The 12,757-nt window shown below is 68.3% G+C and carries 12 protein-coding genes; 6 read left to right on the top strand and 6 right to left on the bottom strand.

All coding sequences use genetic code 11. The features are described 5' to 3' along the window. The gene (gene aroA / locus Q9R02_RS08965) at positions 1 to 1,326 is read right to left on the bottom strand and encodes a 3-phosphoshikimate 1-carboxyvinyltransferase (RefSeq protein WP_305996322.1); all 1,326 of its coding nucleotides are present in this window, start codon (positions 1,324 to 1,326) and stop codon (positions 1 to 3) included. Positions 1,327 to 1,331: 5 nt separating this feature from the next. After that, positions 1,332 to 1,793 (bottom strand): DoxX family membrane protein, encoded by a 462-nt coding sequence (locus tag Q9R02_RS08970; protein WP_305996323.1) that lies wholly within the window; start codon positions 1,791 to 1,793, stop codon positions 1,332 to 1,334. Positions 1,794 to 1,947: 154 nt separating this feature from the next. On the opposite strand from Q9R02_RS08970, the gene Q9R02_RS08975 reads away from it, so the two are divergent. The 3 genes from Q9R02_RS08975 to Q9R02_RS16555 all read left to right on the top strand — a co-directional run bounded on the left by Q9R02_RS08975 (position 1,948) and on the right by Q9R02_RS16555 (position 3,143). Next, entirely contained in the window at positions 1,948 to 2,715 is a 768-nt protein-coding gene (locus tag Q9R02_RS08975) for a sigma-70 family RNA polymerase sigma factor (RefSeq protein ID WP_305996324.1), read from the top strand. Beyond that, entirely contained in the window at positions 2,712 to 2,960 is a 249-nt protein-coding gene (gene rsrA, locus Q9R02_RS08980) for a mycothiol system anti-sigma-R factor (protein ID WP_305996325.1), read from the top strand. The genes Q9R02_RS08975 and rsrA overlap by 4 nt, the downstream gene beginning before the upstream one ends. 108 nt (positions 2,961 to 3,068) lie before the next feature. Beyond that, positions 3,069 to 3,143: a 50S ribosomal protein bL37 gene (locus Q9R02_RS16555; protein WP_369299106.1), complete on the top strand. Its 75-nt coding sequence runs from the start codon at positions 3,069 to 3,071 to the stop codon at positions 3,141 to 3,143. A gap of 104 nt (positions 3,144 to 3,247) precedes the next feature. Here the strand turns inward: Q9R02_RS16555 and Q9R02_RS08985 are convergent, their stop codons facing one another. The 4 genes from Q9R02_RS08985 to Q9R02_RS09000 all read right to left on the bottom strand — a co-directional run bounded on the left by Q9R02_RS08985 (position 3,248) and on the right by Q9R02_RS09000 (position 9,416). Continuing rightward, positions 3,248 to 3,850: a PadR family transcriptional regulator gene (locus Q9R02_RS08985; RefSeq protein ID WP_305996326.1), complete on the bottom strand. Its 603-nt coding sequence runs from the start codon at positions 3,848 to 3,850 to the stop codon at positions 3,248 to 3,250. Beyond that, a complete protein-coding gene (locus Q9R02_RS08990) occupies positions 3,850 to 4,671 on the bottom strand; it encodes a DUF4097 family beta strand repeat-containing protein (protein WP_305996327.1) in 822 nt (273 codons plus the stop codon). Before Q9R02_RS08990 ends, Q9R02_RS08985 begins: the two co-directional genes overlap by 1 nt. A 164-nt stretch (positions 4,672 to 4,835) precedes the next feature. Next, positions 4,836 to 5,438, bottom strand: a complete 603-nt coding sequence (locus Q9R02_RS08995) for a GDSL-type esterase/lipase family protein (RefSeq protein ID WP_305996344.1) — start codon at positions 5,436 to 5,438, stop codon at positions 4,836 to 4,838. A 177-nt stretch (positions 5,439 to 5,615) separates the two neighbouring features. Next, a complete protein-coding gene (locus Q9R02_RS09000) occupies positions 5,616 to 9,416 on the bottom strand; it encodes a multifunctional oxoglutarate decarboxylase/oxoglutarate dehydrogenase thiamine pyrophosphate-binding subunit/dihydrolipoyllysine-residue succinyltransferase subunit (RefSeq protein WP_305996328.1) in 3,801 nt (1,266 codons plus the stop codon). Between the two features lie 343 nt (positions 9,417 to 9,759). Between Q9R02_RS09000 and Q9R02_RS09005 the strand changes: the two genes are divergently transcribed. From Q9R02_RS09005 to Q9R02_RS09015, 3 genes are all read left to right on the top strand, one after another. After that, positions 9,760 to 11,085 (top strand): hemolysin family protein, encoded by a 1,326-nt coding sequence (locus Q9R02_RS09005; protein ID WP_305996329.1) that lies wholly within the window; start codon positions 9,760 to 9,762, stop codon positions 11,083 to 11,085. Beyond that, the gene (locus Q9R02_RS09010; protein WP_305996330.1) at positions 11,078 to 12,163 is read left to right on the top strand and encodes a hemolysin family protein; all 1,086 of its coding nucleotides are present in this window, start codon (positions 11,078 to 11,080) and stop codon (positions 12,161 to 12,163) included. Before Q9R02_RS09005 ends, Q9R02_RS09010 begins: the two co-directional genes overlap by 8 nt. A 135-nt stretch (positions 12,164 to 12,298) precedes the next feature. Continuing rightward, a partial coding sequence (locus Q9R02_RS09015) for a DUF222 domain-containing protein (RefSeq protein WP_305996331.1) occupies positions 12,299 to 12,757 on the top strand: 459 nt, incomplete at its 3' end.

The raw sequence follows: 12,757 nt of genomic DNA on the forward strand, positions 1-12,757 counted from the left end.
TCAGGAACCAGCCCCCAGCATGGAGTGCCACAGGGCCGGGAAATCAGGCATGGTCTTGGCCGTGGTGCCGATGTCCTGCACGAAGGTGCCCGGGACCGCCAGGCCCCAGATGGCCCCCGCGGTGGCCATGCGGTGGTCGGCGTAGCTGTCCAGGACGGCGCCGTGCAGCGGGGCGGGCCGGATCACCAGGCCGTCCGCGGTCTCCTCGGCGTCCCCGCCCATGCGGCGGATCTCCGTGACGAGCGCCTCGAGCCGGTTGGTCTCGTGGCCGCGGAGGTGTGCGATGCCGGACAGGCGCGACGGCGAGTCGGCCAGGGCGCACAGCGCGGCCACGGTGGGGGCGAGTTCGCTCGTGTCCGCGAAGTCGCCGCCCTTGATGCCCGGGCCTCCGGTCACCACGAGAGTGCTGCCGTCCAGGGACACGGAGGCGCCCATACGGGCGAGAATGTCCCGCCACAGGTCGCCCACCTGGGTGGTGGGGGAGGGCCAGTGCGGGACGCGGACGGTGCCGCCCGTGACGAGGGCGGCGGCCAGGAACGGGCCGGCGTTGCTGAGGTCCTGCTCGATCCGCACGTCGAACGCGCTGATGGGACCGGGGGAGACGAACCAGTGATCCGGCACCGAGTCGTCCACGGTGACGCCGAGGGAGCGCAGGACCTCCACGGTCATCCGGATGTGGTCCAGGCTGGGGACCGGTTTGCCGGAGTGCTCGATGTGCAGCCCGTCGCGGAAGCGGGCGCCCACCAGCAGCAGGGCCGAGACGAACTGGCTGCTGCCGCTGGCGTCCAGCACCACATGGCCGCCGGGGACGACGCCGTCGCCCCGCACACTGAAGGGCAGCGCGGCCGGGGTGCCGCCGCCGTCGTCGCCGGTTACCGGGATGCCCAGGGCCTCCAGCGCCTGGATGATGGCGCCCATGGGGCGCAGGCGGGCGTGGGGGTCACCGTCGAATCGCGCTGTGCCGTGGCGGAGGGCCGCCAGTGGCGGGACGAAGCGCATGACCGTGCCGGCCAGGCCGCAGTCGATCGCCACATTCGACGACGGCGCGTCCGCGGGCATCGGGGTGATCAGCAGATCGGGGCCGAAGGAACCGTCTCCGGGGATCTCCTCCACGCCGGCGCCCAGCGAGCGCAGGGCCGCGATCATGAGTGCGGAGTCGCGGGAGTGCAGAGGCGCCCGGAGCCGGGACGGGCCGTCCGCCAGCGCCGCGAGGACCAGATAGCGGTTGGTCAGGGACTTGGAACCGGGCACGGACACCACGGCGTCCACGGGTCCGGTGGCGAGCGGGGCGGCCCAGGGCTGGGTCACGGCGGTGTCCTGCGGCAAAGCGGTCAGTGTCCCTTCGGGGGATTCGGCGTGGCGGAGGGGCGGTTGCTGGCTCGCCAGGCGAGGCTCGGCTTGCCCGCCGTGTCCACGGTGGCGAGCAGGGTGGCGCCCACGAGCGCCAGGTTCTTCAGGAGGCCACGACGGCGGGCGGCGCGGCCCTCCTTGCTGGTGGCGTCCGCGGCGCGGTAATCAATCAGGGTGGAGCAGGCGGCGGAGCCGGCCAGCAGGAGCGCGGCGAAACGGGGGAAGCGGCCCAGGGCGTAGAGACCGCCGGCGCCCACCTGGACTCCGGCCGTGATGCGGTTCAGGGCGGCGTCGCCGAGTTCCACGGGGAGGGCGTCAGCGGCGCGGCGGACCAGAGCGGATGGACGCCGCTCCGGATCCTGCGCGGCCTTGGCCTTGGCGATGCCTTCGGAGATGAAGCTGCTGGCGATGAGCGGACGGGCCAGGAATCGGACCACTGACATGGGATCTCCTTGCGTCTGGTTGGCGGTCACCGGAGGTGAGTCCGGGGCACCCCCTAGTCTTGCATCTTTGCGGAATATTTGCCGTCCCTGCGCCGTTCTTGACCTCAGTGATGGAGCGGGTGCACACCCGCAAGGAACAGCGTGAGGAGAGTCGATGCCTGCGGTTCTTGAGCGCACACTGGCACCACCGACCGTAGACTTGGCTCCGATGAACACCACGGATTCGCAAGCCCAGGAACCAGGCGCTGAGAGCGGCCGTCCGGGCCCGGGGAACGACCCCCGGGTGGAGGACAGCGAGCTGGACGTCAGTACGGAGAGCGTCGACGCGCGTCGCGCCCGCTTCGAGCGTGACGCCATGCAGTACGTGGACCAGCTGTACTCGGCCGCCATGCGGATGGCCCGGAACCCGGCGGACGCCGAGGACCTGGTGCAGGAGGCCTACACCAAGGCGTTCTCCGCATTCCACCAGTACAAGCCGGGGACCAACCTCAAGGCCTGGCTGTACCGCATCCTGACCAACACCTACATCAACCTGTACCGCAAGCGTCAGCGTGAGCCGCTGCAGTCCCATGGCGAGACCATCGAGGACTGGCAGCTGGCACGCGCCGAGTCGCACACCTCCACGGGCCTGCGCTCGGCGGAGACGGAGGCGCTCGATCACCTCCCCGACTCGGATGTGAAGCGCGCCCTGCAGGCGATCCCTGAGGAGTTCCGCCTGGCGGTGTACTTCGCGGACGTCGAGGGCTTCGCGTACAAGGAGATCTCGGAAATCATGAACACCCCGATCGGGACCGTGATGTCCCGCCTGCACCGCGGCCGCAGGATGCTCCGAGAGCTCCTGGCCGAGTATGCGGCCGACCGGGGATTCGGACCGGCACGTCCTGCCGCTTCGGACAAAGCATCAGTGGAGAAAGCGAAATGAAAGACTGCGAAGGCCTGGGCGACTGCGAAGACGCCCGTATTGAACGGATCTATGAATACCTCGACGGTGCGCTGCCCCGTGCGGACGTCGATGAGATCAAGGATCACCTGGCGAACTGCCCCAATTGCCTCGAGCAGCACGACCTGGAGTGCATGATCCGTTCCATGGTGAAGCGCTCCTGCACGGAGGCCGCGCCCGCGCAGCTCAAGCAGAGCATCCTGGATAAGATTCACGCCGCCCGCTGAGCTTGGCCGGCCACCCCGTCGTCGTCGTCGTGATTTCGCGCCCGTGACCTCCCCATGGGAGACTGGAGGGCAGCTCTTCACGAGTGACGAACGAAAAGGAGTCGAGCTATGAGCAAGCGCGCACGCAAGCGTCGTGACCGCAAGCGCGGCGGTGCCAACCACGGCAAGCGCCCCAACACCTGAGCAGCTCCCACCCCGTGAGGGGTGACTGCTCGGCTTGCGCCGAACGGGAGAGGCCCGGAACCATCTGGTTCCGGGCCTCTCCTGCCGTATGCGTCAAAAAGGGGTCAGCGTTCAAACAGCTCCTTCGCCTCGGCCCGCGCCCGGTCCAGGACCCGGCGCAGGGAATCGACCTGGACGTCACTGAGCTCTCCGCGCGCCTTCTGCAGGCGGATGAGCATGAGCAGTTCGGAACGGAAGCCCTGCACGAGTTGCTCCGCGGCCTGGCTCCGGGCGAATGATCCGGCCTGCGTGGTGGCGTACGCTGTGGAGGCCGCCTCGGCGCGGGCCTGGCGGCTGGTGGCCGTCAGCTCGTCCTTGAGGGAGTGCATGGTGCTTCCGATGTCCTCGCGCAGGGTGTCCGCCAGGCGCCGGATGGAGGCTGTGATGTCATCCTCCACGGAGTTCAGCTCCTGCCGGCGGCGTTCCAGCTCGTGCCGTCCGGCTTCCGTGAGGGTGTAGCTGGTGCGGCGGCCGTCCACCTGGGTGGTGACCAGCCCCTCTTCCTCCAGCTTGGCCAGGCGCGGGTAGATGGTGCCGGCGCTGGGGGAGTAGGTGCCGTTGAAGCGGTCGCTGAGCGCCTTGATCAGTTCATAGCCGTGCTTGGCGCCATCCTCCAGCAGAGCCAGGAGGTAGAGCCGTAGGGCGCCGTGGGCGAAGACCGGGGGCATCAGTGGGCCTCCTGACCGTTGTCCGCGGCATGCACCACGGAGATGTTCCCGGAGACCGAGTTGGTCCGGAGCACTACCAGATGCTCTTCCGGGCCGGTGATGGTCTTCACGGTGTTCTTGACCGGCATGTACCGCCGGGTGTCGATGACCACCTGGCCGGATCCCGTCTTGGCCGTCAGGTCCACACCGCACTCGCGGGGCAGCCGGACGGTGACGTCGCCGGAGACCGTGTTGGCGCCGATGTCCTGAGTGTCCTGGGAGACGTCCAGCAGGATCTCCCCGGACACGTTGTTCAGCCGCACGTGGTTGAGGCGCCCTGTGGCCGTGACGGCTCCGGAGACGGTGTTGACGCTCAGGCTGCCGCGGTGCTCCCGGATCACGGCCTCGCCGCTGACGGAGTTGACGTCCAGGTGGGAGGCGGTGCGGTCCGCGACGACGGCTCCCGAGACGGTGTTGAGCGAGGTCTTGGACGTGGTGCCGCTGACCAGGCCGTCCCCGGCCACGGTGGAAGCGTCCACCTGGATGCCGGCCGGCACCGCGATGCTGAGCACCACGTGGTTCTCGTGCGAGCGGGTGACGCTGTTCATGACGTTCTTGAACCAGCCCTGCGGGCCCGGCTCCTGGTGGCGGATCTCCAGGCGGCCCGCCGTGAAGGCGATGTCCACGGGGTCGCCCGCGACCTCGGAGACCTCGATCCGCGTGACGGGCTCCTCATGGGTGACGATGTCGAACCGTCCGCTCACGATGCCCAGCTTCAGGGAGGTGACACCGTCCACGTCAATGGTCTGCGGGCCGGTCACCATCCAGCGTTCTTCTGCCATGTCTGCCTCCTCGGATCATGCGATATATCGCGTTGCTGAATTCACGATATATCGCGATATATCGCGAGTCAAGGGGTGCTTAAACGAGTTGAGTGCTCAGTTGTGGCGGGATCCGGGCGAAAGATCCGACCACAACTGAGCACTCAGCGTGGGTCTTGGAGGCGTCAGCTGGTCGGCTCGGTGATCCTCAGCCACTGGAACCAGCCGCGGTGCAGCACCAGCCACGCCATCAGGCCATAACCGGCCTGGCCGGGGGAGCCGGCGTTCGCTGCGAGGTCGTTGCGCCACTGCTCATGGTTCAGCAGCGGGGAGAAGGTGTCCACGTACAGGTGGTGCCGCCGCGTGGTGACATCGGCGAAGGCCGTGTTGAGTTCGGCCAGACGGCGGTTCTGCGTCGGGTCCAGCGTAGGCGGCGGGCCCACCACGAACACGGACACACTGGCCTGGGAGGCGTGGTCCAGGATGTTGGCCAGGTTCAGACGGCTCCGGGCCGTCGACTGGCCGAACTGGATGTCGCGCCCTGACAGGCCGATGACCAGGCGGTTCTCGAAGCCCTGGCCGAAGCGGCGTCCGGTCTCCTCGGCCCACCGCGCGGCGAGGCCCTCGGTGCCCTCCTCCGGGCTGGGGAGGGAGTAGCTCTCCAGGGAGAACTCGTCCCGGGGTGTGCGGGCCAGGACACGGCCGTACCAGCCGAGTGCCCGCGGGTCGCCTGCCCCCGCCAGCAGCTCGTCCCCGATGGCCGCGATTCGAAGTTTCCGGTCCTCCACAATGTCCTTTCGGGCGTCCGACGCGCCGCTGCGGGGCGCTGGGTTCTGTTCCATTAAACGACGAAACGCCCACCGGAGGTGCGGAAGGCCCCTCCGGTGGGCGTGTGCGCACGGTTCCCGGGCCGCCGTCGTCGGCCGTGAAGCACGACGGCGGCGGCCCGGGAGCCGTGCACAGGATCAGTCGCGGTGGTCGAACGCCTGCTGCATCAGCAGGGTGTTCTCCGCGGCGTGGCGCTTGCCGGTGCCGGCGGCCGTGGAGGCCGAGGCGGGACGGCTGACCACGCGGACCGGGCGGTCCAGCGACGGGACCAGGTTCAGCGCCATGAAGCCCCACGGACCCTGGTTGGCCGGCTCGTCCTGAGCCCACGCGACATCCGCGTTCGGGTACTTGGCCAGCTCGGCCTGGATCTCCTCGGTGGGCAGCGGGTAGAGCTGCTCGACGCGGACGATCGCGGTGCTGGTGTCCTGGGCCTTGTCCCGGTTGGCCAGCAGGTCGTAGTACAGACGGCCCGCCACCAGGATGACGCGCTTGACGCCGTTGGGATCCAGCGGGGCGTGCTCGCCGATGACCGTGCGGAAGCCGCCCGTGGTGAAGTCCTCCACCGGGCTGGCGGCGCCCTTGAGGCGCAGCAGCTGCTTCGGGGTGAAGATGATCAACGGCTTGTGCGGGCGGCTGTATGCCTGGCGGCGCAGCAGGTGGAAGTGGTTCGCGCCCGTGGTAGGCTCCGCCACCACCATGTTGTTCTCGGCGCACATCTGCAGGAAGCGTTCGATGCGGGCGGAGGAGTGGTCCGGGCCCTGGCCCTCATAACCGTGCGGGAGCATGAGCACCAGGGAGGAGCGCTGGCCCCACTTCTGTTCGGCGGAGGAGATGAACTCGTCGATCACCGTCTGGGCGCCGTTGACGAAGTCACCGAACTGCGCCTCCCACATGACCAGCGCGTCCGGACGCTCCACGGAGTAGCCGTACTCGAAGCCCATTGCCGCGTATTCGGAGAGCAGCGAGTCGTAGATCCACAGCTTGGCCTGGTCCGGGGACAGATTGGCCAGCGGCGTCCATTCGTTGCCGTTCTTTCGGTCGTGGAAGACGGCGTGGCGCTGCACGAAGGTGCCGCGGCGGGAGTCCTGGCCGGCCAAGCGGACCGGGACACCTTCCATGATCAGCGAGCCGAATGCAGCGATCTCGCCGAAGCCCCAGTCGATGCCGCCTTCGCGGGACATCTGCTCGCGCTTCTCCAGGAGCTGCTTGAGCTTGGGGTGGACGGTGAAGCCGTCCGGGATGGCCAGGTGGGCCGCGCCGATTTGGGCCAGGGTGGCCGCGGAGATGGCCGTGGTGGTCGGGGTGTTGACCAGGCTGTCGTTCCGCTGGGCCATGGGGCGCTCGATGCCGGAGACGGCGGCCGAATCGGAAGTGATGACCGGCAGCGGGGAGGTCTGGGCCGCATGGGTCTCCGCGAACACCCGCTCCAGCCGCTCCTGGTAGTCGCGCAGCAGCTGCTCGGCTTCCTCTTCCGTGATGTCGCCGCGGCCGATGAGGGCCTCGGTGTAGAGCTTGCGGACGCTGCGCTTGGCCTCGATCAGGTTGTACATGAGCGGCTGGGTCATCGAGGGGTCGTCGCCCTCGTTGTGACCGCGGCGGCGGTAGCAGACCATGTCGATCACGACGTCCTTGTGGAACCGCTCGCGGAACTCGAAGGCCAGCTGGGCCACGCGGACCACGGCCTCCGGGTCGTCGCCGTTCACGTGGAACACCGGGGCCTGGATCATCTTGGCGACGTCCGTGGAGTAGGTGGAGGAACGCGAGGACGACGGCGAGGTGGTGAAGCCCACCTGGTTGTTCACGATCACGTGGATGGTGCCGCCGGTGCGGTAACCGCGCAGCTGGGAGAGGTTGAGGGTCTCCGCCACGACGCCCTGGCCGGCGAAGGCCGCGTCGCCGTGTACCAGGATCGGGAGCACGGGGAAGGCCGTGCCCTGGTTCAGGAGGTCCTGCTTGGCGCGGACGATGCCTTCCAGCACGGAGTCCACAGCCTCGAGGTGGGACGGGTTGGCGGCGAGGTACACCTTGGTGGCGTTGCCGGCCTCGGAGGTGAAGGTGCCCTCGGTGCCGAGGTGGTACTTCACGTCACCGGAGCCCTGCACGCTGCGCGGGTCCTGGGTGCCCTCGAACTCGCGGAACACCTGGGCGTACGTCTTGCCGGCGATGTTGGTCAGCACGTTCAGGCGGCCACGGTGGGCCATGCCGATGGCGACCTCGTCCAGGCCCTTGTCCGCGGCGTCGGAGATGATCGCGTCCAGCAGCGGAATGAGGGACTCGCCGCCCTCCAGGGAGAAGCGCTTCTGGCCGACGAACTTGGTCTGCAGGAAGGTCTCGAAGGCCTCCGCGGCATTCAGGCGGGAGACGATGCGCAGCTGCTCTTCACGGCTGGGCTTGGAGTACGGGTGCTCGATCTCATCCTGGAACCACTGGCGCTCCTCGGGATCCTGGATGTGCATGTACTCGATGCCGGTGGTGCGGCAGTACGCGTCACGCAGGACGCCCAGGATGGTGCGGAACTTCAGGAACTGCTTGCCGCCGAAGCCGCCCGTGGGCCACTCGCGGTCCAGGTCCCACAGGGTCAGGCCGTGGTTGATGACGTCCAGGTCCGGGTGCTTGCGCTGGACGTACTCGAGCGGATCGGTGTCCGCCATGAGGTGGCCGCGCACGCGGTAGGAGTGGATGAGCTGCTGGATGCGGGCGACCTTGTTGATCTCGTCCGAGGGGTCCACCTGGACGTCCGGGCTCCAGCGCACGGGCTCGTACGGGATGCGGAGCTCTTCGAAGATGTCGTCGTAGAAGTCCTGCTCGCCCAGCAGCAACTGATGAACGATGCGCAGGAACTCGCCGGAACCGGCACCCTGGATGACGCGGTGATCGTAGGTGGAGGTCAGGGTGATGATCTTGCCCACGGCCATCTCGGCGAGCTTCTTCTCGCTGGAGCCCTGGAACTCGGCCGGGTACTCGAGGGCACCGACGCCGATGATGGCGGCCTGGCCCTTGGAGAGGCGGGGCACGGAGTGCACGGTGCCGATGCCGCCCGGGTTGGTCAGGGACACCGTGGTGCCGGCGTGGTCGTCCGCAGTGAGCTTGTTGTTGCGGGCACGCTTGATCAGGTCCTCATAGGTGCGCCAGAACTCGGCGAACCGCAGGGTCTCCGCCTTCTTGATGTTCGGGACCACCAGGAGGCGGGAGCCGTCCGGCTTGGGCATGTCGATGGCGATGCCGAAGTTGACGTGCGCGTTCTGCACGGCGACGGGCTTGCCGTCCTGCTCGTCGTAGGTGACGTTCATGGACGGGAACTGCTTGAGGGCCTTCACCACGGCGTAGCCGATGAGGTGGGTGAAGGAGACCTTGCCACCGCGGGCACGGGCCAGGTGGTTGTTGATGACCACGCGGTTGTCGATCAGGAGCTTGGCCGGGACGGCGCGGACGCTCGTGGCGGTGGGGACCTCGAGGCTGCTCACCATGTTGGCGGCGATCGCCTTGGCCGGGCCGCGCAGGATCTGGACCACGTCCTCCTCGGGGGCGGAGGCGGATGCGGGGACGCTTTTCGGCAGCTGTGCCGGAATCGGCGCGGTGGAAGTGGTGCGGTTGCCGTCCTTGGCGACGACGCGCGGCGGGGCCTTGGGCGCGGGCGCTGCGGCGGCAGGGGCTGCGGGCGCGGCCGCGGCGGGGGCCACGGGGGCGGGTGCGGCTGCCGGGGCAGGCGAGGCGGAGGGGGCCGGAGCGGCCTCGGTCTTCGTCGCAGTCGCGACCGTCGGCAGGACCTGCGTGTGGGTTGCCCCGGCTTGCTGGGTCGAACCATAGTTCTCGAAGACAGACCACCACTTGGAATCCACGGAGTTCTTGTCTTTGAGGAACTGCTCATAGAGCTCGTCTACAAGCCACTCATTTCCGCCGAACTCTTCGGGTAGACGGTGGTTTGGCTGCTCTGGCACGTGATACGCCTCTTCCATTTTTGTTTGCCCGCTGGAATGAGGGCCGGCTCGGTGCCGACCCGATCCAGTGCCCAGGGTTGAACCCAGACCTTTGCCAGTGTAATGACGTGGCAAGCCTCACGGCTAATCTACAGAGCGTAAAAGTTTGAGTGCCGTCCGGGGTCCCATACAGCTAGACTGGAGGGGCTATGGACAGTCATTCCAGGTGCCGGCCTGGACGTTCCCGGGCCCGTCGCAGCCGTTCCGCTGCCACGGGCTCCCGTCCGGCCGGCAGACACCGAAACCGCGCCCATCGTCCCGCCTCCAACAGGCCTTCCTCCGTGCGAGGGGGTGAGTGTGCGCCATGGAATGGCTTCTTCTGCTGATCGGGTTCCTGCTGATCCTGGGAACCGGCTTCTTCGTGGCGGTGGAGTTCTCCCTGGTCGCCCTTGACCAGGCCCAAGTGCAGGCCGCCGTCGACGACGGCGATGAGGCGGCTGTCCCGCTGCTCGCCTGTCTGAAGTCCCTCTCCACTCAGCTCTCCAGCTGCCAGCTCGGCATCACCCTGACCACCCTGCTGACCGGTTACGTGCTGGAGCCCTCCGTCGGCAAGCTCCTCGAGGTGCCGCTGCGCGCCGTCGGGCTGGCGGACCCGGGCCCCGTGTCCCTGGTGGCCGCGATGATCGTGGCCACCGTGTTCTCCATGATCCTGGGCGAACTGGTCCCCAAGAACCTGGCCATCGCCCAGGCCATGAGCATCGGCAAGTTCGTGGCACGCCCGCAGCTGGTCTTCACCACCGTGTTCAAGCCGGCCATCGTGGTGCTCAACGGCTTCTCCAACAAGGTGCTGGGCATCTTCGGCCTGGAGGCCAAGGAGGAGATCTCAGGTGCCAGGACCCCGGACGAGCTGGCCTCCCTGGTTCGCCGCTCCGCGGAGCTCGGCACGCTGGACGCGGGCACGGCGGAGTTCGTGGCCCGGACACTCCGCTTCTCCGACAAGACGGCCGCCGACGTCATGACGCCGCGGTTCCGGATGGAGACCCTCGAAGCGGACGAGCCGGTCACGGCCGTGCTGGACTCCGCCCGGGCCACCGGATACTCACGCTTCCCGGTCACGGGGGAGTCCGTGGACGATATCCGGGGCGTGGTCCACATCAAGAAAGCCGTGGCCGTGCCGACCGCCAAGCGCGCCGAACTGGAGGTCGGATCCCTCATGACGGAGGTGTTCCGCGTCCCGGAGACGATTCCTCTGGATGACCTCATCGCGGAACTGCGCGGCTCGAACATGCAGATGGCCGTGGTGCTGGACGAGTACGGCGGCACCGCCGGCGTGGTGACTCTGGAGGACCTGGTGGAGGAGATCGTCGGCGAAGTGGCGGACGAGCACGACCGCCGTCGTCCCGGAGTGCTGCAGGCGGCGGACGGCCGCTGGTTCTTCCCCGGCCTGCTCCGGCCCGACGAGGTGGGGGCCCAGATCAAGGGCCTGGACATCCCCGAGGACGGTGCCTACGAAACGGTGGGCGGCTTCATCATGAGCAGCCTGGGCCGTATTCCGGTGGCCGGGGACCACGTCCCGGTGGCCGCCGGCGAACTGCGCGTGGTGCGCATGGACGGGCGTCGCGTGGACCGGGTGGCGTACCTCCCGGCCGCAGGGGTCCCCGAGGCCCAGGACGGAGGACACCATGAGTGACTGGATGGGAATCATCTGGCTGGTGGTGCTCCTGCTCGGCAACGCCTTCTTCGTGGCGGCCGAATTCGCCATCATGTCCGCGCGGCGCAGCCAGATCGAACCGCTCGCGGAGGCCGGATCGCGCCGGGCCGCCACCACGCTGAAAGCCATGGAGCACGTGTCCCTCATGCTCGCGTGCGCGCAGCTCGGGATCACCGTCTGTTCCCTGCTCATCCTGCAGGTGGCGGAACCGGCCATCCACCACCTGATCGCGGAGCCGCTGGAGCACCTTGGCATCCCCGAGGCACTGGCGGGCACGATCGCCTTCGTGGCGGCACTCGCCGTCGTGACCTTCCTGCACGTGACGTTCGGCGAGATGGTGCCCAAGAACATCTCGGTGTCCGCGGCGGACAAGGCGGCCCTGCTGCTGGCGCCCGTCCTCAGCGCGCTGGCCACCATGGTGCGCCCCGTCGTCGCGACCCTGAACTGGAGCGCCAACCATGTGCTGAAGCTGATGCGCGTGGAGCCCAAGGATGAAGTGACGTCCAGCTTCACGCTGGAGGAGGTGCAGTCGATCGTGGAGGAGTCCAGGCGGTACGGCCTGGTGGACGACGACGCCGGCCTCCTCAGCGGCGCGTTGGAGTTCTCCGAGCGGACGGCCTCCCAGGTGATGGTCACGCTGGACCGGCTGGCCACGATCAGTGAGGACGCCACACCGCAGCAATTCGAGCGGATGGTGGCCAAAACGGGCTATTCGCGCTTCCTGCTGCGTGACGAGGATGGCGAGCTGTCCGGGTACCTGCATGTCAAGGACGTCATCTCCATTCCGGAGTCGCAGTACAGCCTGCCGATCGCGGAGTCCCGTCAGCGCTCGCTGGTGAACATCGCCCCGGAGCTGGAGGTGGAGGACGTGCTCGCCAGGATGCAGAAGAGCGGCTCCCATGTGGCGCGCGTGGTGGACACCGCGGGGTCGACGCTGGGTGTCCTGTTTCTGGAAGACGTGATCGAGGAGCTGGTGGGGGAGATCCAGGACGAGACGCAGGCGCGCGACGCAGGCCGGTATTGGGAAGGTCACCGGGAGGTGGACAAGGGGGAGTGATCCCGCGTTCCATCCCCCAACGGCCTGCCTGCTTCTGCCGGCGGGCCGTTGGCGTATCTCGCGCGTTTCTGGGGCATCGATGATGCTGGTGTGGCTGGTGTAAACAATGTCAGTCGCCCTGAGGATGATGGGGTCATGGAGGCGGAGAGCAGCACGAGCGGGGTTCCGGGGGCCGGGCAGGTGCCCGGGGTTCTGGGTGCGCTTGACTCCTTGACGTCGGCGATCGTGGCGGCGGACCGGGGAATCGCACAGTTGCAGGCGGGCCGGGAACTGCTGCTGGCCATGGCGGTGGAACTTTCCCACGGACTGATCGACGACACGGGGCCGGGCGTGCCGGCTGATGAGGGCTTGTGGGAGGCGCGGGCGGTGGAGTTGGCGGAGCGTTCGGTCGCGGCGGAGATCGCCACCGCGACCCGCACCAGCGACCGGGCCATCCAGCACCAGATGGGCGCCGCCGTCGAGCTCGTGGAACGCTTCCCCGCCACCCTTCAGGCCTTTTCTCAGGGGCGGATCAGTGCCGCGCATGTGCGGGTGATCCGGGACGCCGGGACCGTGATCGAGGACCCGGCCGCCCGGGCCCGGTACGAGGCCGCG

It is taken from the genome of Arthrobacter horti, from assembly GCF_030731045.1.
GTDB classification, from domain to species: domain Bacteria; phylum Actinomycetota; class Actinomycetes; order Actinomycetales; family Micrococcaceae; genus Arthrobacter_E; species Arthrobacter_E nanjingensis.